At 61.0% G+C, this 24524-nt stretch carries 21 protein-coding genes; 6 read left to right on the top strand and 15 right to left on the bottom strand.

Annotated elements, in window-relative coordinates:
- Positions 1-97: 97 nt before the first annotated feature.
- From dxs to ycaC, 5 genes are all read right to left on the bottom strand, one after another.
- Positions 98-1996, bottom strand: coding sequence for a 1-deoxy-D-xylulose-5-phosphate synthase (gene dxs, locus ACW9IN_RS25825; protein ID WP_457368498.1), 1899 nt, complete (start codon positions 1994-1996; stop codon positions 98-100).
- Positions 1997-2107: 111 nt separating this feature from the next.
- Positions 2108-2995 carry a (2E,6E)-farnesyl diphosphate synthase gene (gene ispA, locus ACW9IN_RS25820; RefSeq protein WP_457368497.1) on the bottom strand — a complete coding sequence of 296 codons (888 nt, stop codon included), beginning with the start codon at positions 2993-2995 and terminating at the stop codon, positions 2108-2110.
- Complete coding sequence (locus ACW9IN_RS25815; protein WP_003176346.1) at positions 2992-3234, bottom strand: exodeoxyribonuclease VII small subunit; 243 nt, start codon at positions 3232-3234, stop codon at positions 2992-2994. The genes ispA and ACW9IN_RS25815 overlap by 4 nt, the downstream gene beginning before the upstream one ends.
- 200 nt (positions 3235-3434) lie before the next feature.
- On the bottom strand, positions 3435-6626 hold the full coding sequence (locus ACW9IN_RS25810; RefSeq protein WP_457368496.1) for a hypothetical protein: 3192 nt from the start codon (positions 6624-6626) through the stop codon (positions 3435-3437).
- 334 nt (positions 6627-6960) lie between these two features.
- Positions 6961-7593 carry an isochorismate family cysteine hydrolase YcaC gene (ycaC, locus tag ACW9IN_RS25805; protein ID WP_457368495.1) on the bottom strand — a complete coding sequence of 211 codons (633 nt, stop codon included), beginning with the start codon at positions 7591-7593 and terminating at the stop codon, positions 6961-6963.
- Positions 7594-7834: 241 nt separating this feature from the next.
- On the opposite strand from ycaC, the gene ACW9IN_RS25800 reads away from it, so the two are divergent.
- The gene (locus ACW9IN_RS25800) at positions 7835-8242 is read left to right on the top strand and encodes a hypothetical protein (RefSeq protein WP_457368494.1); all 408 of its coding nucleotides are present in this window, start codon (positions 7835-7837) and stop codon (positions 8240-8242) included.
- Between the two features lie 350 nt (positions 8243-8592).
- Here ACW9IN_RS25800 and ACW9IN_RS25795 read toward each other — a convergent pair whose 3' ends face one another.
- The 9 genes from ACW9IN_RS25795 to exaC form a co-directional block, all read right to left on the bottom strand.
- Positions 8593-9369, bottom strand: coding sequence for a LexA family transcriptional regulator (locus tag ACW9IN_RS25795; RefSeq protein ID WP_457368493.1), 777 nt, complete (start codon positions 9367-9369; stop codon positions 8593-8595).
- Between the two features lie 211 nt (positions 9370-9580).
- Positions 9581-10108: an inorganic diphosphatase gene (ppa, locus tag ACW9IN_RS25790; protein ID WP_011063696.1), complete on the bottom strand. Its 528-nt coding sequence runs from the start codon at positions 10106-10108 to the stop codon at positions 9581-9583.
- A 109-nt stretch (positions 10109-10217) separates the two neighbouring features.
- Positions 10218-11033, bottom strand: coding sequence for a M90 family metallopeptidase (locus tag ACW9IN_RS25785; RefSeq protein WP_457368492.1), 816 nt, complete (start codon positions 11031-11033; stop codon positions 10218-10220).
- Between the two features lie 6 nt (positions 11034-11039).
- The gene (locus tag ACW9IN_RS25780; RefSeq protein WP_457368491.1) at positions 11040-11696 is read right to left on the bottom strand and encodes a DedA family protein; all 657 of its coding nucleotides are present in this window, start codon (positions 11694-11696) and stop codon (positions 11040-11042) included.
- A 303-nt stretch (positions 11697-11999) separates the two neighbouring features.
- Positions 12000-12458, bottom strand: a complete 459-nt coding sequence (locus ACW9IN_RS25775; RefSeq protein ID WP_038846327.1) for a GNAT family N-acetyltransferase — start codon at positions 12456-12458, stop codon at positions 12000-12002.
- A gap of 92 nt (positions 12459-12550) precedes the next feature.
- Complete coding sequence (gene eutC, locus ACW9IN_RS25770; RefSeq protein WP_457368490.1) at positions 12551-13384, bottom strand: ethanolamine ammonia-lyase subunit EutC; 834 nt, start codon at positions 13382-13384, stop codon at positions 12551-12553.
- The gene (locus ACW9IN_RS25765) at positions 13381-14775 is read right to left on the bottom strand and encodes an ethanolamine ammonia-lyase subunit EutB (RefSeq protein WP_457368489.1); all 1395 of its coding nucleotides are present in this window, start codon (positions 14773-14775) and stop codon (positions 13381-13383) included. Before ACW9IN_RS25765 ends, eutC begins: the two co-directional genes overlap by 4 nt.
- A gap of 60 nt (positions 14776-14835) precedes the next feature.
- Entirely contained in the window at positions 14836-16269 is a 1434-nt protein-coding gene (gene eat, locus ACW9IN_RS25760) for an ethanolamine permease (RefSeq protein ID WP_457368488.1), read from the bottom strand.
- A 217-nt stretch (positions 16270-16486) separates the two neighbouring features.
- The gene (gene exaC / locus ACW9IN_RS25755) at positions 16487-18007 is read right to left on the bottom strand and encodes an acetaldehyde dehydrogenase ExaC (protein WP_457368487.1); all 1521 of its coding nucleotides are present in this window, start codon (positions 18005-18007) and stop codon (positions 16487-16489) included.
- 273 nt (positions 18008-18280) lie between these two features.
- Here exaC and ACW9IN_RS25750 point away from each other — a divergent pair, with 273 nt between their 5' ends.
- The 5 genes from ACW9IN_RS25750 (at position 18281) to ACW9IN_RS25730 (ending at position 23731) form a co-directional block, all read left to right on the top strand.
- The gene (locus tag ACW9IN_RS25750) at positions 18281-20179 is read left to right on the top strand and encodes a sigma-54-dependent Fis family transcriptional regulator (RefSeq protein ID WP_457368486.1); all 1899 of its coding nucleotides are present in this window, start codon (positions 18281-18283) and stop codon (positions 20177-20179) included.
- A 128-nt stretch (positions 20180-20307) separates the two neighbouring features.
- Positions 20308-21381: a hypothetical protein gene (locus ACW9IN_RS25745; protein WP_457368485.1), complete on the top strand. Its 1074-nt coding sequence runs from the start codon at positions 20308-20310 to the stop codon at positions 21379-21381.
- 97 nt (positions 21382-21478) lie between these two features.
- The gene (gene mpl, locus ACW9IN_RS25740) at positions 21479-22828 is read left to right on the top strand and encodes a UDP-N-acetylmuramate:L-alanyl-gamma-D-glutamyl-meso-diaminopimelate ligase (protein WP_457368484.1); all 1350 of its coding nucleotides are present in this window, start codon (positions 21479-21481) and stop codon (positions 22826-22828) included.
- Positions 22825-23454 carry a flavin prenyltransferase UbiX gene (gene ubiX / locus ACW9IN_RS25735; protein WP_457368483.1) on the top strand — a complete coding sequence of 210 codons (630 nt, stop codon included), beginning with the start codon at positions 22825-22827 and terminating at the stop codon, positions 23452-23454. Before mpl ends, ubiX begins: the two co-directional genes overlap by 4 nt.
- Complete coding sequence (locus ACW9IN_RS25730; RefSeq protein WP_457368482.1) at positions 23447-23731, top strand: YceK/YidQ family lipoprotein; 285 nt, start codon at positions 23447-23449, stop codon at positions 23729-23731. The genes ubiX and ACW9IN_RS25730 overlap by 8 nt, the downstream gene beginning before the upstream one ends.
- Before the next feature lie 123 nt (positions 23732-23854).
- Here the strand turns inward: ACW9IN_RS25730 and ACW9IN_RS25725 are convergent, their stop codons facing one another.
- A complete protein-coding gene (locus ACW9IN_RS25725; protein ID WP_457368481.1) occupies positions 23855-24496 on the bottom strand; it encodes an oxidoreductase in 642 nt (213 codons plus the stop codon).
- Between the last annotated feature and the right edge of the window lie 28 nt (positions 24497-24524).

The following is a 24524-nucleotide window of genomic DNA, read 5'->3' as shown; positions in this document are numbered from 1 at the left end:
AACAGTGTGTCAGCCAGCCTATGAAGTGACTGACCCACCGCTTTCGCGGGCAAGCCCGCTCCCACATTTTAGTCTCTGTTTTTTCCGGGAAACTGGGTTACAGACCGAGCAGCGCCAGGCGTTCGCGAACCGAAGCCTCGATACCGGCCTCATCCAGGCCGCATTCGGCCAGCATCTGCGCCGGCTTGGCGTGTTCCACGTATACATCCGGCAAGCCCAGGTGCAGCACTGACTTGAGGATATTCTCCCGCGCTAGGAATTCGCTGACCGCCGCACCGGCTCCGCCCATGATGGCGTTTTCTTCGACGGTCACCAGCAACGCGTGGTTGCCGGCGATCTCGCGCACCAGCGCTTCATCCAGTGGCTTGACGAAGCGCATGTCGACCACCGTGGCATCGAGCGTCTCGGCGACTTTCAGGGCTTCGGCCAATTGCACGCCGAATACCAGGAATGCGGTGTTGCGGCCTTGGCGACGCACGATGCCCTTGCCAATTTCGATGGGCTCAAGGTCCTTCTCGATCACCGCATTCGGGCCGTTGCCGCGCGGGTAGCGCACGGCGGCGGGGCCGTTGTACAGGTGGCCGGTGCTGAGCATCTTGCGCAGTTCGTTTTCGTCGCTCGGGGTCATCACCAGCATGCCGGGGATGCAGCGCAGGTAGGACAAGTCAAAGCTGCCGGCGTGGGTCGGGCCGTCTTCTCCCACCAAACCGGCGCGGTCGATGGCGAACAGCACGTCGAGGTTCTGCACCGCCACGTCATGAACAAGCTGGTCATAACCCCGTTGCAGAAAGGTGGAGTAGATCGCCACCACTGGCTTGGCGCCTTCACAGGCCATGCCGGCGGCGAAGGTCACCGCGTGTTGCTCGGCAATCGCCACGTCAAAATAGCGCAGCGGGAAACGTTCGCTGAACGCTACCAGGTCAGAGCCTTCCTTCATCGCCGGGGTGATGCCCACCAGGCGCGGATCGGCGGCGGCCATGTCGCACAGCCATTCGCCGAACACACCGGAGTACTTCGGCCCGCCGGTTTTTTTCGGCGCAGCGGCAGGCGCGTCCAGCGGTTCCAGCTTGGTGATGGCGTGGTAACCGATCGGGTCGACTTCCGCCGGGGCGAAGCCTTTGCCTTTTTTGGTCACGATATGCAGGAATTGCGGGCCCTTGAGGTCACGCATGTTGCGCAAGGTGGCGATCAGGGTCGGCAGGTCATGGCCGTCGATCGGACCGATGTAGTTCCAGCCCAGTTCTTCGAACAAGGTGCCGGGTACCAGCATGCCCTTGGCATATTCTTCGGTGCGGCGGGCAATCTCCCACGCGCCGGGCAGGCGCGAGAGCACCTTCTTGCTGCCTTCGCGCATGCTGGCGTAGGTGCGGCTGGAGAGGATCTTGGCCAGGTAGTTCGACAGGCCGCCGACATTGCGCGAGATCGACATGTCATTGTCGTTGAGGATCACCAGCATGTTGGCGTCCACTTCCGGCGCATGGTTCAGCGCTTCGAAGGCCATGCCGGCGGTCAGTGCACCATCGCCGATCACGGCGATGGCCTTGCGATCGCTGTGTTGCAGGCGGGCGGCAATGGCCATGCCCAGCGCGGCACTGATGGACGTGCTGGAGTGGCCGACGCCAAAGGTGTCGTACTCACTCTCGGAACGGCGCGGGAAGGCGGCGACGCCGTCCTTCTGACGCAAGGTGTGCATGCGCTCGCGGCGGCCGGTGAGGATCTTGTGCGGATACGCCTGATGGCCCACGTCCCACACCAGCCGGTCGTCCGGGGTATCGAACACGTAGTGCAAGGCGATGGTCAGCTCGATGACGCCCAGCCCGGCACCGAAATGCCCACCGGTCTGACCGACCGTGTAGAGCAATTCGAGGCGCAACTCATCGGCCAGGGTTTCCAGCTCGGCTTCACCCAGTCGACGCAGGCCGTCCGGCGTGGCAGCACGGTCGAGCAGGGGCGTGGACGGGCGCTTGCGGGGAATCTCTTGGAACGTCGTGGGCATCAGGCGAATCGTTATAGGTATAGAAAGAGGCGGCAGTTTACCTCAAGCATCGCAAACTGCCCACGCAGAGCGCCGAACTTGGCCGATATGCGGCCGCAATGGCCGCCGTTGTCAGTGCCGGCGTTCGACGATATACCGCGCCAGGTCGCGCAGGGGCTCGGCCGCCGCGTCGAAAGGTCGCAGGGCGTCCAGGGCCTGGTCGCGCAGTTCCAGGGCGTAGGCCTTGGCGGCGTCCAGCCCGAGCAGCGCGGGGTAGGTCGGCTTGTCCCGGGCGATGTCTGCACCCTGGCGCTTGCCCAGGGTGGCGGTGTCACTTTCCACGTCGAGGATGTCGTCCTGCACCTGGAAGGCCAGGCCGATGGCGCGGGAGTAGGTCTTCAGCGCGGCCAGTTGCGCAGCGTCGGCACGACCGCTGGCCAGGGCACCCAGGTGCACGGAGGCCTCGATCAAGGCGCCGGTCTTGTGACGGTGCATATATTCCAGCGCGTGCTGGTCAAGCTTCTGGCCGACCGAACCGAGGTCGATGGCCTGGCCACCCACCATACCGGCAGGGCCCGCCGCCAACGCCAGGGCGCTGACCATGCGCAAGCGAATCTCGGCGCTCGCGTCGCTCAAGGTCGGGTCCAGCAGGGCGCTGAACGCCAGGCTTTGCAGGCCGTCGCCGGCGAGGATCGCGCAGGCTTCATCAAAGGCTTTGTGGGTGGTGGGCTGGCCGCGGCGCAGATCATCGTCGTCCATCGCCGGCAAATCGTCATGCACCAGGGAGTACGCGTGGATCAATTCCACCGCACAGGCCGCGCCATTGGCTTGCTCGGCGGGTGTGCCTAGTGCTTCGCAGGCCGCATAGGCCAGCAACGGACGTACGCGCTTGCCGCCATTCATCACGCTGTAGCGCATGGCTTCATACAAGCGCTTGAGTTCAGGGCTTGGCGCCACGAACAAGGGTTCCAGCGCCGCGTTGACCCGGGCCTGGCTGCTGGCCTGATACGCGTCGATCATTCGGGCTGTTCCGCATCGAAGGGCTCTTCGGCCAATTCGCCGTCGCGTTCGAGCAGCACCTGCACTTTCTGCTCCGCCTGTGCCAGTGCGCTCTGGCAGTCGCGGGTCAGGCCGATGCCTTGTTCAAACGCGGTCAGCGAGTCTTCCAGCGACAACTCGCCGTTCTCCAGACGCTCGACCAGGGTTTGCAGGTCGGCGAGGGATTGTTCGAAATCGAGTGCTACTTTTTTGCGGGCCATGGCGGCTATTCCGGTAGACGGTAAACCGGCGCGACACTAGCAGACATGGGGGGGCGGGGCAAATGAGCGGGTTGTTATGTGCCCTTTTTACTGGCGTGATAACGCGTCCCGAGGGCTGTGACAAGCCGATGAGCCGAATAGGGGGATTATTCGGCTCATTTAATGAGCCGATTGCGCAATCTATTCGGCTCATCGTCCACTCAGGCTTTTTTCTTGCTCCCCGCGTCCATGTCCGTGCTGCCCCAGGGGCGCCAGTCATCGGTGTGGCGCTCGCTGCCGTGGGGGCCGCTGGAACTGGTGGCGCCCGACAGGTGCTTCTCCCACAAGTTCTTGCTGTCGGGGTCGCCGTCCTTGTGCAGGTAAGGCGCAAGCCGGGCCAGCGAACTGCCTTTTTTGTCTTCGGTCTGCTGGAAGTGTTTCCATTCGTCCGACTGGTAGTCGAACATCGACTTATCGTCCGGCGTGTCCCGTCCGCCATACATATAAGAGGCATAGCGGGCGTATTCGAGCTTGTCGCCCCAGTCTTCCTTGGTCACGCCGGCGTCGGCCAGGTCCTTGAAGAACTTGCCTTGCGAGTCCGTCAGTTTCTGCATCTTGGCGTGTTCCACCGCCTCGGCGATCAAGGTACCGGCCACGCCGAAGACCAGGCCGGCCACGGCAAACACCGGGCCAGCCACGCGCGCGCCGATGGCCAGGCCGCGCACGACGGTGGAGGCCACGTCACCGGCCAGCTTGGCAGCGAGGTGCGCGCCTTTGGGGGCAAACATCGCAACGGTGTTGGAGATCGCCATCCCGGTGCCGGAGGCGCCGGCGCCGAGGGAGAAGGCCGCGTCGACCTTTTCCAGTGCGGTCTTGGCGTTCTTGAGTTTGCGCGCGCCGGACACGATGTCCATGACCCCGCCGGTGATGTCCAGGCCCGAGCCGCCCATGAAGCGCAGGAAGGAGCGCCCGGCCGCCACGGCGGTATTCGGCTTGGTGCCGTCAGGGATACCGGGTTTGCCCGGCACGTCTTTCACGCCCATCGCCTCGCCAATGGACTTGATGGTCTTTTCGTATTCCTTGAGTTCATCCGGGGTGAACTGGGTCACGTCATAGGACTTGAGGCTCTCGGAGGACTTGGCGATGCGGTCATTGATCTCGGTGGAGAGTTTGTCCGCCTTGGTGTCTTTGTTGCCCCAGATATCCGGGAAGTTCTCGTCCAGCAGGCCGAGCCAGGCCGTGGCCTTGACCTTGGGTTGCGGCTTGCCGTCCGGGCCGGCAGCCGGGTCCATTTTCTGTGTGCCGCCCAGGGTTTCGACGATGTTCGACCCAAACTTGAGGAAGTCGTTGGTCCAGCTCAACCCGCCGACCAGGTCGCGCACGGCGGCGATTTGCTGGTCGGTGGTCATGTTTTTCCAGCCGCCACCGTTGGCCAGTTGAAGCGCGCCGCTGACCAGGCTCATGGTGCCCGACATCGCCCCCAGGGTCCCGGTAGAACTGGCCGAGTGCAGCAGTTTTTTCAGTGAGCCGGCGGTTTCTTCGCGATTGGTCGACAGGCCCTTGAGCTGGGCGTCCACGACCTTGTCGATGGTTGCGGCGTCGCCACTGGCTGCCGCCTGGCGGATCGCGGCGGCGATCTTGCTGTTTTCTTCCGGCTTCAGCCCGGAAATGTGGCCGTCGAGGATGTCGAATTCATCCTTCATTTTCTTGTACATGTCGTAGGTTTTATCGCCCTTGTCGAGCGAACCCAGCAGGGTGTTGATGCCACTCTTGACCATGGTGAACGTTGCGCGCAGGCCGCTTTCGGCATTTTCTGGCGAAACCTTGTCAGGATTTTCCATGTAGGTGTTGAGCTGGTGCGTCATCATGTTCTGGTCGAAGGTCTGACGACGGGCGGTGTAGCTGTCCGGCTCAAGGATGCGCAGGGACTCGAAATAGCGGTCCACGTCCAATTCGGCCATTTCCGACTTTTTCGGATCGCCCGAGTCGTTCATGGCGATCACATAGTCTTCGAAGTCCAAATTGGCTTCGCGAGTGCCTTCTTTAAAGAGTGCCGGGAAAACTTGTTCGCGAACTTCGTCCAGACGCTCTTTCGAGAGGCTGCCGACACTTTTCTTAAGTTCAGTGTCGTAACGGTCTTTAATACCTTCCTTGCTCATCAGCGTGGAAATTTCTTTCGCGAGTTTTTCTTCGTCGACCATCTCCTTGACGTCTTTGCCATTGAGTTTGGTCGGGCTCTTATCCGATTCACGGTAAGTACCGCTGCCCAAGTTGATACTTTCTGCGTAGCCATACAGGTCATAGCCGTTATCCAGCGCGGCCTGAGCGTCCATCAACTTGACGATTTTCGCTTCGTCCGAGTCTTCGGCCAGCTTGCCGCTCTTGATGTCGTCGCGAATGCCCTGCACAAAATTCTCGGCGGTCTGGCCGCCCACGGTCTTGTCGTTGGGCAACTCCATGTCCATCAACCCTTCGGCGCCGAAGCTCGGGATGTGGTACTTGTCGCGCAGGGCCTGTACGTCTTTGGGCTCGTCGGCCGGTGCGGCCTTGTCGGTGTGGGTCTTGTCCTTGACGTGAACCAGGTCGCCCTTGAGGCTTGAATAGCCGTATTTGCCGAAGTCCTGCAGGCGCCCGGCTTCAGTGCCATGGCGGGCTTCCTTGTCTTTGGTGAAGCCGTCGATGCTGTCGTTGTCTTTGTTGCGGGCGTCATAGCCGGTCAACAACTTGCCGTTTTCATCGAGGCTGACCACGTGCTCCAGCACCTGGGTGGCGCGGTAGGCGGCGTCGGCGTCGTTCTCGAAGTCACCCACTTGTTTCTTCAGGTTGTCCTTCACATGGCTCTGGTTGCCCAGGTTGCGCAGCAGCGGCGTGGCGTCGATGATTTCCTTGGCGGTGCGGTTGTCACCCGCCGGGCGCTTCTGCTTCTCGCCCAGGTCGGATTTCACCACCTCGCCACGCAGGCTCGAGTAGCCGTATTTGCCGAAGTCCTGCAGGCGCCCGGCCTCGGTGCCATGGCGGGCCTCGCCGTCTTTGGTGAAACCGTCGATGCTCTTGTTGCCGACATCCTTGCCGTCGGTCAATTTGCCGTTTTCGTCGATGTACTCGACGTGTTCCAGCACTTTGGACGCACGGTAGGCGGCGTCGGCGTCCTTGTCGAAATCGCCGACCTGTTTCTTGAGGTTGTCTTTCACGCCACTCTGGTTGCCCAGGTACTTGAGCAGCGGGGTGTCATCGATGATTTGCTGGGCGGTGCGGTTGTCGCCTTCGGGGCGTTTCTGGCCTTTGCCGAGTTCATCCGGTGGCGTGGGCTTGGGCGTCGTAGAGGCATTCTTGACAGACTTTTCCCAGGCCGCATTGGTAGTTTTATCTGGGCCCGGGGCGTCCTTGGGGGTGGGTTCTACCTTCGCTACCATGGTCATTCTCCGAATGTAATTGCTACGCCGAAAGTTCCATCGGCACCGGTTTAAAAGTCCCTGCTTTTTTAAAACGCGCAGAGCTCTACAACTTCCAGGGCAAATGCCCGAAACTTTTTAGTTGGTATCAAGGGTGCGCCGCTAGTTCGCTGGTAAATCGGTGAAGGCGGTGAATTAGAGTGATTTGGAACCTATCACGGGAAATTCATCATTTCGCAAAGTCTTCACAACAATTCACAGCGACTTGATTTTTCCAAGCCTCGAACGCGTCCGGCGAACGGACGCAAAAAAGCCTGCGGTTTCAGCGCAGGCTTGTTGCAGAGGGCGATAACGCTTAGCGCGCGTGGGCGGTGAGCGCCGCGTAACCGTTCATCAGGTTGCGGTAGTTCGGAATGCGTTGGGACAGCAGATTGCCCAGGCCTTCGATGTCGTTGCGCCAGTCGCGGTGCAACTCACAGGCCACCGAAAACCAGTTCATCATCTGTGCGCCGGCTTGGGTCATGCGGCTCCAGGCGGCCTGTTGCACGGTAGTGTTGAAGGTGCCCGAAGCATCCGTCACCACAAACACCTCAAACCCTTCCGCCAGCGCCGACAAGGTCGGGAACGCGACGCACACATCCGTGACCACACCGGCAATGATGATCTGCTTGCGGCCCGTGGCCTTGATCGCCTTGACGAAATCTTCGTTGTCCCAGGCGTTGATCTGACCGGGGCGGGCGATGTACGGCGCGTCCGGGAACATTTCCTTGAGCTCCGGCACCAGCGGACCATTGGGGCCTTGTTCGAAGCTGGTGGTGAGGATGGTCGGCAGTTCGAAGAACTTGGCCAGGTCAGCCAGGGCGAGCACGTTGTTCTTGAACTCGTTGGGCGAGAAGTCCTGCACAAGGGAAATCAGGCCGGTCTGGTGGTCGACCAGCAACACGATGGCGTCGTCTTTGTTCAAGCGGTTGTAAGTTGGAGTGCTCATGGTTGGATCCCTTTTTGTTTAGGTAGGTTAGGCGTTGCGTTCAACATGGGCACAGATTAATGGGTGGGTGAGTGGGGATAAATCAGCTTGAAAGCGTTTAACTGTCAACTGGAGGGGGACAGTTGTCGAAGGCGCCTTTACAAAAACAAAACAAACCGATTTGGTAGGTATTCTACCAAATCGGTTATATTTCTCCGGGTGCGTCCTGTATCTAACCCAAAAATTTCGGAGAATAAAAAACGTGAAGGGATTGTTTGTGCTGTTTCCCCTGCTGCTGCTTTCGGCATGTGTGACCGACCAACTGGACAACGGCTTCGCTCGCCTGCGGGGGCAACCTGTGTCCGTGGCGATCGACAGGCTGGGCGTCCCGACCAGCGAGCGAACGTTGGCCGGCCGCCACGTCTACACCTGGACCACCTCGCAAATGGTGTCCACCTATCAGCCAAGCAGCAGCGTCTCCACCGGTAAAGTGCCGACCGGTACCGGTAAATCCACCTATTCGGGGACCAGCATCGGCGGGACCACCGTGCAGATGAATGCGACGTGCAAGATTGATGTCGAAGTGGATGGCCAGGAGATTATTCGCAACGCGTCGTATGACGGTGATGTCGGGGCATGTGGGAAGTATGCGCAGGCGTTGAGCCGTTGAGCGAAGCGCCCTCTAGAACGGCACGTAAATCAAGCGACTTATGCTTTACGTGCCGCTCAGGAGTGAAAGCGCGTGTGCGGGACGTGTCGCTATGGGCTGGTGTAAGCAATGCTTCGTTAAGGCCATGTTTCCTGGGGAAGGGGCATTAAAAAGCCGGCTTGTGGCCGGCTTCTCGGGGACTGCTTCAGCTTGTTTTTGACAAACCTCACCAGCCTTCAAATCGCTCAGCCCACATTGCGTCGGGCTGACTGGTCGAGGCATCTGCGGGAACTCCTCCGCGTCGCCAGACAGGGTGGATAGCGTTAAGCCACCCCCTGCCAAAGGTGGGCCGCATCATACCCACATTCACCTCAAATGCCCACCTCTGGATCCGATTTAGAGCCTTCCCAGCCCAGTAGATGTTCGTCCAGCGGTACGGGTGGGCGGCGGTTGTTGAGGGTGGACCACCAGAACACCCAACCCAGGATCTGGAAGTTTTGTTCGAAGCGTTGATCGAAGGTCAGGTATTCGTCCGGGTGTTCGCTGGCGTTGTGGCTGCGCATGCGTAAACCACCGCCCGGGCGGTTGTAGAGGTACTTGATGCGCAGCATGCCGTCGTGTTCGACGGCGTAGATTTCGCCGTCGATGATCTGGGTGCGGCCACGGTCGATGGCGAGAGTGGCGCCTTGCTGGATGATCTCGATCATGCTGTTGTCGACCATGTACGCACCCAGGGCACGGTCGGGGTTTACGTTGAGTGCTTCGAGGGTGTGCAGGGCGACGCGAATGCGTTCGGTCGAAGCGAAGGTGGTGTGGAGCGGCAGTTCCACGTCGATTTTTTCCGGGGTGCAGGCGGGGGCTGTGAGGTACTTGCCGTTGTCTTCGCGGGTGGGTTGGAGTCCTTGTCTTGATCCCGGGCCTTCCAGTAGAAAGTTGGCCGGTGGGTGTTTGGGACCTTCGCCAGTGCGCAGCCAGCGACTGGAGATGCATAGCAGCTCCGCGATCTCGTTGAGTCGGCCCATGGGTACACCGCGTTTGAACCAGTTGTTCACGTGTTGAGGCGTGACGCCACGGTTCTTGGCGAAGTCCGAAGCGGAAAGATGAACTTCCCGTAATAGTGCTTTTAAGCGATCACCTGATGTATTCATAAACGCTGAGTTTACTGGCGGAGACAACAGATCAAATAAACCATGCGTTGAGTTGCGCATGTAGGTTTTTACCGGTTTGTGGCCTGATCTTTCGGATGTTGTATCCGAGTAAACACAAGTTGTTTGCAGCTGAACTTGTCGTTTAGTTGCGCCCATGAAAAAGCCCCGAACAGTCGGGGCTTTTCGATTGCCGAAGCAATGAGGTGCGGTATCAGCCTTTGTAGGCAGCGACCGACTTGAGGATCTCGGCGCGGGCGGCGTCTGCGTTGCCCCAACCGTCGATCTTCACCCATTTGCCTTTTTCGAGGTCTTTGTAGTTCTCGAAGAAGTGTTTGATCTGTTCCAGCAGCAGTGCGGGCAGGTCGGTGTACTCCTTCACGTCCACGTACAGTTGAGACAACTTGTCGTGGGGCACCGCGATTACTTTGGCATCGCCGCCGCCGTCGTCGGTCATGTTCAGGATGCCGACCGGGCGCGCGCGGATCACCGAGCCTGGCGCAACCGGGTAAGGGGTCACGACCAGCACGTCGAGGGGGTCACCGTCGTCCGCCAGGGTGTTGGGGATGAAACCGTAGTTGGCCGGGTAGAACATCGGGGTGGCCATGAAACGGTCAACGAACAGGCAGTCGCTGTCTTTGTCGATTTCGTATTTGATCGGCGCGTGGTTGGCCGGAATCTCGATGGCGACGTAGATGTCGTTCGGCAGGTCTTTGCCAGCCGGAATCTTGCTGTAGCTCATTGGGCGTTGCCCCCGTTAGTTGGCCAAGAAACTTGGCCGGATTGGCCTAAAAGTGGCGGCGATTATAGGCACATTCTGCCGCCGATGCCATGCGCCAGACGTCGTACGGTCATTCGTCGCGAGGCTGATAACGCGGGTCGCCGGCTTGCAGTTGGTGCAGGCGGGCCAGAGGATCCTGGCGATAAAAGTGGCCGAGCTGTGCATACACCTGTGGATAGCAACTGACCAGTAAATCCGGGGCGCTGAAAAAATATTCGCTGGTGACGGCAAAGAATTCCGCGGGGTTTTCGGCGGCGTAGGGATCGATCCCGGTCTCTGCCTCCGGGTCGGCGTCCAGCTGACGGTTGAGGTCATCAAAGGCGCTCTGCATTACGCTGGCCCACTCTTGCACGCGCATATCGCTGTGCAGCGGCGGCAGGCCGTTGGCGTCGCCGTTGAGCATGTCGAGCTTGTGAGCCAGTTCGTGGATCACCAGGTTGTAGCCTTCCCAGTTGCCACTGGCCAGTACCCCGGGCCAAGCCAGAATCACCGGACCCTGTTGCCAGGCTTCCCCGCTGTGCTCGCCGTCCCACTCGTGTTCCACGCCGCTGGCATCGCGATGGCGCTGGGGGCTGAGGAAGTCGTCAGGGTAGAGCACGATCTCGTGAAAACCCTGGTACCAGTCGAGATCACCCAGGTTCATCAGCGGCAGTTGGGCCTGGGCGGCGAGCAGCAGGCGTTGTTCCTGGTGCAGTTCGACGCCGGGCAGGGCGGTGAGGTGTTTTTCATCGAGAAACACCACGCAGGCTTCGCGCAACCATTGGTCCTGCTCGGCGCTGATGCCATCGAGAAAAGTCAGGTGGTGGCGCACCCGCTGCCAGGTGTCATCGGCAATCGGGTGCCGGGCCAGCAGGCGCTTGCGGCGCCAGGCACTGAGGGACCACATCAGCGGTTACTGTGGCTTGGCTTCGGACGACGCGCGGCCAAACCGGCTGCGGAATACACCGATGATCATCGGGACCAGCGACAGCAGGATGATGAATACCACCAGCAGCGACAGGTGCTTCTTGATGAACGGCACATTGCCGAAGAAATAGCCCAGGGTCACCAGGCCGCCGACCCAGAGGATGGTGCCGAGCACGCTGAAGCCGAAGAATCGCGCGTAAGGCATCTTGGCGATACCGGCCACGAAGGGCGCAAAGGTGCGCAGGATCGGCAGAAAACGCGCCAGGGTCACGGTCTTGCCGCCATGGCGGTCGTAGAAGTCATGGGTTTTTTGCAGGTAGTCGCGGCGGAATATTTTCGAGTTCGGGTTGTTGAACAAGCGCTCGCCCGCCGTTCGCCCGATCACATAGTTGGTGCTGTCACCCAGAATCGCCGCCAGCATCAAAAGACCGCCCAGCAGTACCGGGTCCATGCCGCCGCCTGCGGCCACTGCGCCGGCGATGAACAGCAGGGAGTCGCCCGGCAGGAACGGCATGACCACCAGGCCGGTTTCGCAAAAGATCACCATAAACAGAATGGCGTAGATCCACGGACCGTAGTTGGTTACCAGCAGGTCGAGGTACATGTCGAGATGCAGGATAAGGTCAAGCGGGTTGAAATCCATGGATGGCACCTGTGTGAATGGCCCGGCTCAGCAGGCCTGTGCGGTAGCTCGGGTAATAAGGCTACAAGTGTAAGTCGAGATTCTTACAACCCTGAAAGGTCCGCATTATACGGATCGAGAGGTGAAAAGCGTGTTGGTTTTGTAGCGGGGGATGTCGTGCAGGGACTTGGCGCACGCGATCCAAATGTGGGAGCGGGCTTGCTCGCGAATGCGGTGGGTCAGCACCAGGTGTGTCGACTGACACTCAACTTTCGCGAGCAAGCCCGCTCCCACAGGGGATTCGCGGTGTTTGGGCGATTGGGGTCAGTCTTCGCTGATCGGCAATGTGTAGTTCTTGAATTCGGTGTCTTCGCGAAACCCGATCGACTCATAGGTCTTCTGCGCGACTTCGTTGTCGCTGCTGGTGGACACCCGCAGCCGGACCGCGTGGGTCTCCTTGGCCATTTTCTTCGCGGTGCGCATCAGGTTGTCCGCCACCAGTTGCCGGCGGGCGTCTTCAGCGACGTAGATGTCATTGAGGATCCACACCCGCTTGAGCGACAGCGACGAAAAGCTCGGGTACAGCTGGCAAAATCCGAGCAGTTTCTTGTCGTCATCATCCGCCAGGGCCAGGTAAATCACTGACTCCTTGCGTCGCAGGCGCTTTTCCAGAAAGTCCCGCGACGAGTCCGGGAAGGGCAGCGCTCCGTAGAACTCACGGTATTTGACGAACAGCGGGGTCAACAGGTCCAAGTGTTCCAGGGTCGCTTGAGTAATCCGCATGCCAGGCCTCAACTTCCAAAGGGGGGATGACCACACAAGCGGCCGTGACTTGATGCTGCCTAATGGCGCCAAAAAGCGCAATCGTGCAGCAATCAGTCATCCGGTGAGCTGAGCAGGAAATTGCCTTTCATCAGGTCCGGATCATCCGATTCGATGGTCTGCACCTGCGCCTCGTCCTTGAGGTTGACCCCCGACAGCTGCCGGCGACACGCCTCTCGCATCAAGTAAAGCAGGCGATGGGCCGCCATGCCGTAGCTCAGGCCTTCCAGGCGTATGTTGGAGATGCAATTGCGGTACGCATCGGTCAGGCCGACCTTGGGGTTGTAGGTGAAGTACAAGCCCAGGCTGTCCGGTGAGCTGAGGCCTGGCCGTTCGCCGATCAGGATCACCACCATTTTGGCGCCCAGCAACTGGCCCACTTCATCGGCCACCGCTACACGGCCCTGTTCCACGAGGATCACCGGCGACAGGGACCAGCCTTCGACGTGGGTCTGTTCCTCCATGCGCGTCAGAAACGGCAAGGTGTGTTTGTGCACCGCCAGCGCCGACAGACCATCAGCGACGACCACCGCCAAGTCCACGCCGCCGGGATTGGCTGACGCATGATCGCGCAGCAACCGGGCCGACTCATCGCTCAAGCGTCGTCCCAGGTCCGGACGTTGCAGATAGCTGTGACGGTCGGTGGCGGCGCTGTGCAGCAACAGGCTGTCACGCCCACGCTCAGCCAGTTGGCGGCTCAGGCCGGCATGGTCGAAGGGCAGGTGTACCGCATCGCGTGCCTGGGCATGGGCGAACTGAAAGTCCAGTTGCGCGCGGGTCGGGATGCTGGTGCCGGTGCGGCCCAGGGCAATGCGCGCCGGCGTCAGGCGGCGCAGTTCCAGCCACGGGTTGTCGGGCAGGTCGAGTTCCACGGGCGGCTCCTTCATCCCAATTGCGCCAGGGCTTGGCGAAACGCCGGTGGCAGGCTGTTGCCGAAATGCACCTTGCCGTCGGCTTGCGTGAAGATGCCCATTTTCGCCAGCCACTGTTCGAACTCCGGCGCTGGTTTCAAACCCAGTGTTTGCCGGGCGTAGAGGGCGTCGTGGAACGAGGTGGTCTGGTAGTTGAGCATGATGTCGTCGGAACCGGGGATGCCCATGATGAAGTTGATCCCGGCCACGCCCAGCAGGGTCAGCAGGGTGTCCATGTCGTCCTGGTCGGCTTCGGCGTGGTTGGTGTAGCAGATGTCGCAACCCATGGGTACGCCCAGCAACTTGCCGCAGAAGTGGTCTTCGAGGCCGGCGCGGATGATTTGCTTGCCGTTGTACAGGTATTCGGGGCCGATGAAGCCAACCACGGTGTTCACCAGAAACGGCTTGAAGTGCCGGGCCACCGCATAGGCGCGGGTTTCGCAGGTTTGCTGGTCGACACCGAAGTGCGCGTTGGCCGACAAGGCGCTGCCCTGGCCGGTTTCGAAATACATCAGGTTCTGGCCCAGGGTGCCGCGCTTCAGGCTCAGGCCGGCGTCGTAACCTTCCTGCAACACGCTCAGGCTGATGCCGAAGCTGGCGTTGGCCGCCTCGGTGCCGGCGATCGACTGGAACACCAGGTCCAGCGGCACGCCCCGGTTAATCGCTTCAATCGAGGTGGTGACGTGGGTGAGCACACAGGCCTGGGTAGGGATTTCGTAGCGCTGGATGATCGCATCGAGCATTTCCAGCATGGCGCAGATCGAGGCGATGCTGTCGGTGGCCGGGTTGATGCCGATCATGGCGTCGCCGTTGCCATAGAGCAGGCCGTCGAGAATGCTCGCGGCAATGCCCGCCGGTTCGTCGGTGGGGTGATTGGGTTGCAGGCGGGTCGACAGACGCCCGCGCAGGCCCAGGGTGCCGCGAAACTGCGTGACCACGCGGATCTTCTGCGACACCAGCACCAAGTCCTGCACGCGCATGATCTTGGACACGGCGGCGGCCATTTCCGGTGTCAGACCGGGCGCCAAGGCACGCAGGGAGTGTTCGTCGGCGGCGTCACTGAGCAGCCAGTCGCGCAGGCCGCCGACGGTCAGGTGGCTGACCGGGGCAAATGCCTGCTGGTCGTGGGTGTCGATGATCAGCCGGGTGACTTCGTCGTTTTCGTAGGGGATCAGCGCTTCTTGCAGAAAGTGCTTGAGCGGAATGTCCGCCAGGGCCATTTGCGCGGCCACTCGCTCGCCGTCGTTTTGCGCCGCTACGCCCGCGAGGAAGTCCCCGGAACGCGCCGGGCTGGCCTTGGCCATCACGTCCTTGAGGCTGTCAAAGCGGTAGGTTTGTGTACCCACCGCGTGGGAAAAACTTGCCATACAGTGTCTCCTTGGCGACGCGGGCAGCGTGAGACAAAGCTCCCGCGTCGAGGTTTACGGCTAGTGCAAGGCGGCCTCTGCGGCCTGGATCGCCGCGAATTCCTCCTCGGGCGTGCCTGCTACCAAGTGATGCCGGCTGTAGAAAGCAAAGTAAGCAATTAATACTCCATAGATGATCGCCGCGCCAATCACCACCCGTGGATCCACCAGAAAGCCCGCCACCACGGCCACGCAGGCCAGTACCAGGGCAACTCCAGAGGTGAAGATGCCGCCCGGTGTGCGGTATGGACGCTCCATCTTGGGGCGCCGGATGCGCAGGGTGATGTGCGCGGCCATCATCAGCACGTAGGAAATGGTCGCGCCGAACACGGCCACCAGGATCAGCAAATCACCCTGGCCGGTCAGCGACAGCCCGAAACCGATGATGCCGGGAATCACCAGTGCCAGCACCGGCGCCTTGCTTTTGTTGGTCTGGGACAACTTGCGCGGCAGGTAGCCGGCGCGGGACAAGGCAAAAATCTGTCGCGAATAGGCGTAGATGATCGAGAAAAAGCTGGCGATCAGCCCGGCCAGGCCCACCAGGTTGACGAAGCCGCCCATCCACGTTGAGCCGCCGTAGGACAGCGCCAGCGCTTCCACCAGCGGGTTGCCGGATTTGATCAGCGCGTAAGTGCCCGCTCCGCCCGGTGCGATCACCAGAATCAGCAGGGCGAAACTGGTCAACACCACAATGGCACCGATCAGGCCGCGGGGGAGGTCGCGCTTGGGGTTCTTGGTTTCTTCGGCAGCCAGGGGCACGCCTTCCACCGCGAGGAAAAACCAGATGGCATAGGGAATCGCTGCCCATACGCCCACGTAGCCGAACGGCAGGAAAGTACTGGCGCCCTTGGCCTCAGTCACTGGAATGTCCAGCAGGTTGGCCACGCTGAAGTGCGGCACCATCGACACCAGGAACACACCGAGGGCGATGGCGGCGATGGCGGTGATCACGAACATCAGCTTCAAGGCTTCGCCCACACCGAAGATGTGGATGCCGATAAACAGGACGTAGAACGCCAGGTAAATCATCCAGCCGCCGATGCCGAACAGCGACTCGCAATAGGCGCCGATAAACACCGCGATGGCGGCGGGGGCGATGGCGTATTCGATCAGGATGGCGGTGCCCGTGAGGAACCCACCCCAGGGACCAAAGGCGCTGCGGGCAAAGCCGTAGCCGCCACCGGCGGTCGGAATCATGGAAGACAGCTCGGCCAACGAAAAGCACATGCACAGGTACATGGTGGCCATCAACAATGTGGCGAGGAACATCCCTCCCCAGCCACCCTGGGCCAGGCCGAAGTTCCAGCCGGCGTAGTCGCCGGAGATCACATAAGCCACGCCAAGGCCAACCAGTAACACCCAGCCGGCGGCGCCTTTTTTCAGTTCGCGTTGTTGGAAGTAGTGGGAGTCGACTTTTTCGAAGTCGACCGATGAACTTGCAGGTTCGCTAGGCATGGGGAAGTACCTTCCATTCTTATTGTTTTAACTCGGCCTGCTTGCGCCGGATGAGGTAGCAGCTATTTGCGAAGTTCAAATGTGGGAGCTGGCTTGCCTGCGATAGCGTTCTGTCAGCCAACACACATTGGGCTGACCCACTGCATTCGCAGGCAAGCCAGCTCCCACACTTGATCGCATATCAAGTCGGAAGCTGGTCACCTGCCAGCAGGGGAGGTTAGAAGAAGCCCAATGGGTTGATGTCGTAGCTCACCAGCAGGTTCTTGGTCTGCTGGTAGTGATCCAACATCATCTTGTGCGTCTCGCGCCCCACACCGGACTTCTTGTAACCGCCGAACGCGGCGTGTGCCGGGTACAGGTGGTAGCAGTTGGTCCACACTCGGCCCGCCTTGATCGCTCGGCCCATGCGGTAGGCGCGGTTGATGTCGCGGGTCCACACGCCGGCGCCGAGGCCGAACTCGGTGTCGTTGGCGATGGCCAGGGCTTCGGCTTCGTCCTTGAAGGTGGTGATGCTTACCACCGGGCCGAAGATTTCTTCCTGGAACACGCGCATCTCGTTGGTGCCCTTGAGCAGGGTCGGCTGGATGTAATAACCGCCGGCCATATCCCCGCTGAGTTTCTCGACCTTGCCGCCGGTCAGCAGTTGCGCACCTTCGCCCTTGGCGATTTCCAGGTACGACAGGATCTTGTCGAACTGCTGCTCGGACGCCTGGGCCCCGACCATGGTGTCGGTGTCCAGCGGGTCACCGCGCTTGATCGACTCGATCTTCTTCATCACCACTTTCATGAATTCCGGATAGATCGACTCTTGCACCAGCGCACGGGACGGGCAAGTGCACACTTCGCCCTGGTTGAAGAACGCCAGCACCAGGCCTTCGGCGGCTTTTTCAATAAAGGACGGTTCGGCCTTCATGATGTCGTCGAAGAAGATGTTCGGCGACTTGCCGCCCAGCTCGACGGTGGACGGAATGATGTTCTCGGCCGCCGCATGCATGATGTGCGAACCCACCGGGGTGGAGCCGGTGAAGGCGATCTTGGCGATGCGTTTGCTGGTGGCCAATGCTTCACCTGCTTCCTTGCCGAAACCGTGCACAACGTTCAGCACGCCCGGTGGCAGCAGGTCGCCGATGACTTCCAGCAGCACGTTGATGCCCAGCGGGGTCTGCTCGGCGGGCTTGAGCACCACGCAGTTGCCGGCGGCCAGGGCCGGGGCGAGTTTCCACGCGGCCATCAGCAGCGGGAAGTTCCACGGGATGATCTGGCCGACCACGCCCAGCGGTTCATGGAAGTGGTAGGAGGCCGTGTGTTCGTTGATCTCGGCGCTGGTGCCTTCCTGGGCGCGGATGCAGCCGGCGAAGTAACGGAAGTGATCGGCGGCCAGCGGGATGTCGGCGTTGAGGGTTTCACGCACGGCCTTGCCGTTGTCCCAGGTTTCGGTGATGGCCAGCAGTTCGAGGTTCTGTTCGATGCGGTCGGCGATTTTCAACAGGACCAGCGAGCGGTCCTGGGCCGAGGTCTTGCCCCAGGCGTCGGCGGCGGCATGGGCGGCGTCCAGCGCCTTGTCGATGTCTTTGGCGGTGGAGCGGGGGAATTCGGCGATGGGCTTGCCGTTGACCGGCGAGGTGTTGGTGAAATAGTTGCCGTCGACCGGCGCAACGAATTCGCCACCGATGTAGTTGCCGTACTTGGCCTTGAACGAAACGATCGCGCCTTCAGTACCGGGGTGTGCGTAACGCATGGTGGGTATCTCCTGGCTCTTGTGTTTATTGGGAGTGCAGCGCATCGAGCGCGTTATGAAGCGTAGAGCAAAGGTTGGGCCACTGCTTTGCAGGCCAGATAAATCAATAGGTTAGGGTTTGTTGCAAGGCGTTGCTGTGGCACGGCTGACACAGTGGGTGTGACAGTTTGTGCCACCTGCGGTACAGCCGGTGACCGGTGGGTCCGCCCGGGATTGCAATGGCGGGATGGCTGGAGGATGCTGGCCGTTCTCACGCCGGGAGAATAATAAGAAATGCACAACGATCATTTCAGTCGCCATGCCCAGCAAGTCCTCACCGTGGCCCATGGCCGCGATCCGTCCAGCGATCCGTCCATCGCGCGCTCCTGGCTGCGTTGCCTGGAGGACTACCACCTCGACCCTGCATTGACCATTGCACCCACTGTGTTGGAACACGGTCGTCTGCTCGAGAGCCGGGAGCGCCTGCAGCAAGTGCTGCACATTGCCGGTAGCGAGATGAACAGCCTGCACCAGCAACTTTCGGGCGCAGGTCATGCGGTGCTGCTGACCGATGCGCGCGGGGTGATCCTCAATTGTGTCACTGCGCCGTCCGAGCGCCGGATCTTCGAACGCGCCGGGTTGTGGCTGGGGGCCGACTGGAGCGAAGCCTGCGAGGGCACCAATGGCATCGGCACCTGCCTGGTGGAGCGCCAGTCCCTGACTATTCACCGCGATGAGCACTTTCGAGGCCGGCATACCGGGCTGACCTGCTCGGCCAGCCCGGTGTTCGACCCCCATGGCGAACTGCTCGCGGTGCTGGATGTGTCATCGGCCCGGGAGGCGGTCTCGCGCCAAAGCCAGTTCCACACCATGGCGCTGGTCAACCTGTCGGCAAAAATGATCGAAAGCTGTTACTTCCTGCGGCATTTCGATAACCAGTGGCTGCTGCGTTTCCATCTGCAGGCCGAGTCCGTGGGCCTGTTCAGTGAGGGCCTGCTGGCGTTCGATGGCGAAGGCCGCATCTGTGCGGTCAACCAGAGCGCGTTGAACCTGCTGGGGCAGGTGCGTGGTGCCCTGTTGGGGCAGCCGGTGGAGGCATTCTTCGAGTGTTCGCTCGACCAACTGCTCGGCCGCGCCAGTGCCAATGCCACCGCCAGTTGGCCGTTGCGCACCCGCGATGGCCGGCCTTTGTTCGCTGCGCTGCGTGGCCAGGTGCGCAGTGTTCCGCCCCGGCTGGCCAGGCCGCAACCGCCCCGGTCGCCGGGCATCTGCCTGGACGATCCGGCGCTGCAAGTCGATTTTGGCAAGGCGCTGCGAGTGTTCGAACGTGATGTGCCGCTGTTGATCAACGGCGAGACCGGCTCCGGCAAGGAAGCCTTCGCCAAGGCCGTGCACCAGGCCAGCCAGCGGGCAGACAAACCGTTCATCGCGCTCAATTGCGCGGCCATTCCGGAAAGCCTGATCGAGAGTGAACTGTTCGGCTATCGAGGCGGCAGTTTTACCGGCGCCCGCAAAGAGGGCATGCACGGCAAGCTGCATCAAGCGGATGGTGGCACCTTGTTCCTGGATGAAATCGGGGATATGCCGCTGGCGTTGCAGACGCGTCTGCTCAGAGTGCTGGAGGACCGTCAGGTGGTGCCCATTGGCGGCGAGCCTATAGCGGTCGACGTCAGAATCATCAGTGCGACCCATCGCAACTTGTCGACACGGGTGCAGGACGGCAGCTTCCGCGAGGATTTGTACTACCGACTCAATGGCCTGGAGATTCCCTTGCCGGCCCTGAGGGATCGCGCTGATAAATCGCAGTTGCTGGATTTCTTGCTGAACCAGGAGGCGCAGGATCAATCGATCGTGCTCGATCCAACGGTACGCCAGGCACTGTTGGCGTTCGCCTGGCCGGGAAATGTGCGGCAGTTGCGCATGGTGTTGCGCACATTGGTGGCATTGTGCACGGATGGCAGGGTGCGGCTTGAGGATTTGCCGGCGTCTGTTCGCCATTCGCCCTTTGGTACGGCAAGCGCAGCACCGCCGGCCGACTCATCGCTGGATGCCGCCGAGCGCGGTGCATTGCTCACCGCCTTGACGCAGCAGCACTGGCATATGAGCCATACGGCGGTCGCACTGGGGGTCAGTCGCAATACGCTCTATAGAAAATTACGTAAATACGGAATCGCACGACAACTTCACTCATAGCCTGGTTTCTTCATAAAGGCTTGTAAGTTCATCGCGACCCTCGCAGTACGATCCCTCGGGATTAGTGTGAGGCGCTGATTTTCTGGAACCGGACAGGCATTTTCAAGGACGCACTGAGTAAGGCCGAGGTGCAATTCGGCTTTGCTTGCGTCATCAACCTGTCTGTATCAGAAGTCATCAAGGTGAAGATTATGCGAATTACCGATCTGCGTCCGTTGACCCCCTTTCAATTTGAACAACCGCCTGTCCAGGCGTCTACAGTGCCCGCTGCTCCGGCTGACACGTTTGCCAGTGATGAGCCGCAGAATGATCACGTCCGTTCCAAGCGTGGCATTTTCAACAACGTCTTCAGGCGTACGCCGCCTGTCCTGCCACGTGCGCCCAGTGTTGTCTCGACGTTGCCCCATGCGCCGGCTGCGTTGCCATCAAGCCCGAAGCTGCCTGTCAGAACTGCGAAGGATAATTTCCGTGAGATAGCGGCTACGATTACCGGCCGGCCAGCCGCTGCGGTTTTACCCTCTCAGAGCCATATAGCGCCGAAGAGCTTGGCTGAGGTCACGCAAAACCTGATGGTCGCTGACCGTTTGCACAAGGCCGGCGTTTTTTCCAACGAGCCCAAGCTGGGCATCGTGGCTCGAGATGCCTTCGTCAATGCGGGTATCAACGGTATCGTGAGTGCCCCAATGAGCATTGCGACCTACGCCGGCTCGGCCTGGACCGGGGAGGCCATCAAAGGCCAATATGCTGCGCAGACGCCTATCCTGCCGCCGATTCACCAGCCGGCCACCGGCACCCAGGCTGCGGCAGCCAGTACCGTGGGAGCAGCGCCGGCTGACATCGAGTCGCGCTTGCAACTGGCCGAACTGCGCATTGAAGTGATGGCCAACAACATCATGGCGATTCGCGAAGGAATGGATGCACCGGCGCTCAAGATGGTTGAGCGTGCGACAGAGTCGGCGAGTGTTCGGCTGACGTCGCTTGAGCAGCTCTACGACGTAGCCGAGAAGCAGCTCAAATTGATCGGCGATGAAAACGACATGATTTTCCGCCCCTACAGTGCACCTTCCGGCGCATCCGTGGTTGCCGAAAGCAGTCGGCTGGAGCAACTGGACAAACGTTTTGACGCGGCCAATAAATTCATCGGCAAGCTCATCCTGCTCAAAGGCACCGAACTTCCTGCTGAAACAACCACGCTGGCCTGAGCCTGAAAGCGGCCCTTCGGGGCCGCCGCCCGACAGCTAAAGAGTGCGATTTACCCCGCCCTGCGCTAACCTGCCTCGATGTTTTACGAGGTCGACTATGCACATTCATATTCTCGGTATCTGCGGTACGTTCATGGGGTCGATGGCGGTGCTGGCCAAAGAGTTGGGGCATCACGTCACGGGCTCCGATGCCAACGTTTACCCGCCGATGAGCACGCAGCTCGAGGCCCAGGGCATTGCACTGACCCAGGGTTATGACCCGTCCCAGTTCGACCCGGTCCCGGACCTGGTGGTGATCGGTAATGCCATGTCCCGTGGCAATCCGGCGGTCGAATACGTACTCAATAAAGGTTTGCCGTATGTGTCGGGCCCGCAGTGGCTGGCGGACCATGTGCTGCAAGGTCGCTGGGTGCTGGCGGTTGCCGGTACCCATGGCAAGACCACCACCAGCAGCATGCTGGCCTGGGTGCTGGAGCATGCCGGCATGAGCCCGGGTTTCCTGATCGGTGGTGTGCCGCAGAACTTCTCGGTGTCGGCGCGCCTGGGCGATACGCCGTTCTTCGTGATCGAGGCGGACGAATACGACAGCGCCTTTTTCGACAAGCGCTCCAAGTTCGTCCACTACCGTCCGCGTACGGCGATCCTCAATAACCTGGAATTCGATCACGCGGATATCTTCCCGGACCTCGCAGCCATCGAACGGCAGTTTCACCATCTGGTGCGCACTATTCCGAGTGAAGGCCTGGTGATTCATCCCACTACCGAACCCGCCTTGCAACGCGTGATCGACATGGGCTGCTGGACCCCGGTGCAAACCACCGGTGCTGGCGGGCAGTGGCAGGTCCGGTTGCTCAGTGACGACGGTTCCAGATTCGAGGTGCTGTTCGAGGGCGAAGCCCAAGGCGTTGTCGATTGGGGCATGACCGGCCAGCACAACGTCGCCAATGCGTTGGTGACCCTGGCGGCTGCGCGGCATGTTGGCGTGGTGCCGTCGATGGGCATTGCCGCATTGAGTGCCTTCAAGAGCGTGAAGCGGCGCATGGAAAAAGTCGCCGAGGTGAATGGCGTCACGATCTACGACGACTTCGCCCACCACCCGACGGCGATTGCGACTACCCTGGACGGCTTGCGCAAGCAGGTCGGTGACGCGCCGATCATTGCGATCATCGAGCCGCGCTCCAATTCCATGAAGCTGGGCGCGCACCGCGACGGCTTGCCGGAAAGCGTGAACGATGCCGATGAGGCGGTCTGGTACGCGCCGGCCAATCTGGGATGGGACCTGCCCGGCATTGCCGCGCTGTGCACGGTGCCGTCCACCGTGCGTGACTCCATCGAAGGCATCATCGACCACGTCAAGCGCCAGGCCAAGCCCGGTACCCACGTGGTGGTCATGAGCAACGGTGGCTTCGGTGGCCTGCACGGCAAACTGGCCGAGGCGCTGAAATGAGCGGCCCGGAACGCGTCACCCTGGCGATGACCGGCGCATCGGGCGCGCCATATGGCTTGCGCCTGCTCGACTGCCTGGTGCGCGAAGACCGCGAGGTGCATTTCTTGATTTCCAAGGCCGCGCAGTTGGTGTTGGCCACCGAGACCGACGTGGCGCTGCCGGCCAAGGTGCAGACGATGCAAGCGTTCCTCACCGAATACACCGGCGCGGCGGCGGGACAGATCAAGGTGTATGGCAAGGAAGACTGGATGTCGCCGGTCGCTTCGGGCTCTGGTGCGCCGGCGGCGATGGTGGTGGTGCCGTGTTCCACCGGCACCCTGTCGGCGATTGCCACGGGCGCCTGCAACAACTTGATCGAACGCGCGGCGGACGTGACCTTGAAGGAGCGTCGCCAACTGATCCTGGTACCGCGCGAAGCGCCGTATTCGAGCATTCACCTGGAACACATGCTCAAGTTGTCGAACCTGGGCGTGACCATTTTGCCGGCATCGCCTGGCTTCTATCACCAGCCGCAGACCATCGATGACCTGGTGGACTTTGTGGTGGCGCGCATTCTCAACCTGCTCAATATCCCTCAGGACATGCTGCCGCGTTGGGGCGAACACCATTTGAGCAGCGATGAATAAGGCGCTGATGGTGGTGCTCGCAGTGCAGCTTGCGGGCTGCGCTACTGCGCGCACGCTGGACGCGGCGAAACCGAACGCGCCGGTGGTGTATGCCGGCACGCGGTTGAATTTATATGCAATGAATGGTGGCTGCTGCGCCAAGGACAGGTTTGGCGCCGAGGCGCCGGCTTATCCCGGTGTGGATCTGCCGGCGAGTGCGTTGCTCGATACGTTGTTGTTGCCGTTGTCGGTATTGACGGTGTTGGGCGTGGGATTCAACGCCACTGGTGGCCTTTAGTGATTTATCGCCTGGGTTGACCTCATCGCGGGCAAGCCCGGCTCCCACATTTGGAACTGTGCGAACTCGATCAAATGTGGGAGCTGGCTTGCCTGCGATAAGGCCAGTCCGGCCACCACAGAATCATTTGCCCAGCTTGCGCAACTCATCCGACTCCACCACCCGCACCCCATCCTGCTCTTCCAGCGCCAGGCGCCACATGGCCCGGGCCAGTTCGCACACTTCGATACCGTGATACTTGCCTGGAATCAGGCGCGACAGCGGTCCGGCCAATTGCTCGGCCAGCCGTGGTTCCAGGCGTTCCCCCAGCAACAATGATGGCCGCACGATGGTCAGTTGCGGCCAGTCCTGCGCCTTGAGCGCCTGTTCCATTTCACCCTTGACGCGGTTGTAGAAAATCGAGGATTTCGGATCGGCGCCAATCGCGCTGATCACGATCAGGTGCCGCGCGCCCATTTCCCGCGCACGCTTGGCGAACGCCACCACCATGTCCAGGTCAACCGCGCGAAAGGCCGCCTCGGAGCCGGCCTGCTTGATGGTCGTGCCCAGGCAGCAGAACGCCAGATCGACACGGCCACTCAATTGCGGCAGGAATACGGCGGGGTCGCCCACCGGGTTTTCCAGGTGGGGGTGTTCGGCCAGGGGCTTGCGGCTGGGTGCCAGCACGCGGGTGACGGTGGGTTCGTTGAGCAGGCGATCGAGCAGGTGTTCGCCGGTAAGGCCGGAGGCTCCGGCAAGCAGGATATGCTGAGGCGTCAGGTACATGGTGTTTCCCCCTTGTTACACAGTTCAG

This window comes from Pseudomonas sp. SDO5271_S396 (genome assembly GCF_054071795.1).
This window is presented reverse-complemented; position numbering and strand designations above follow the sequence as displayed.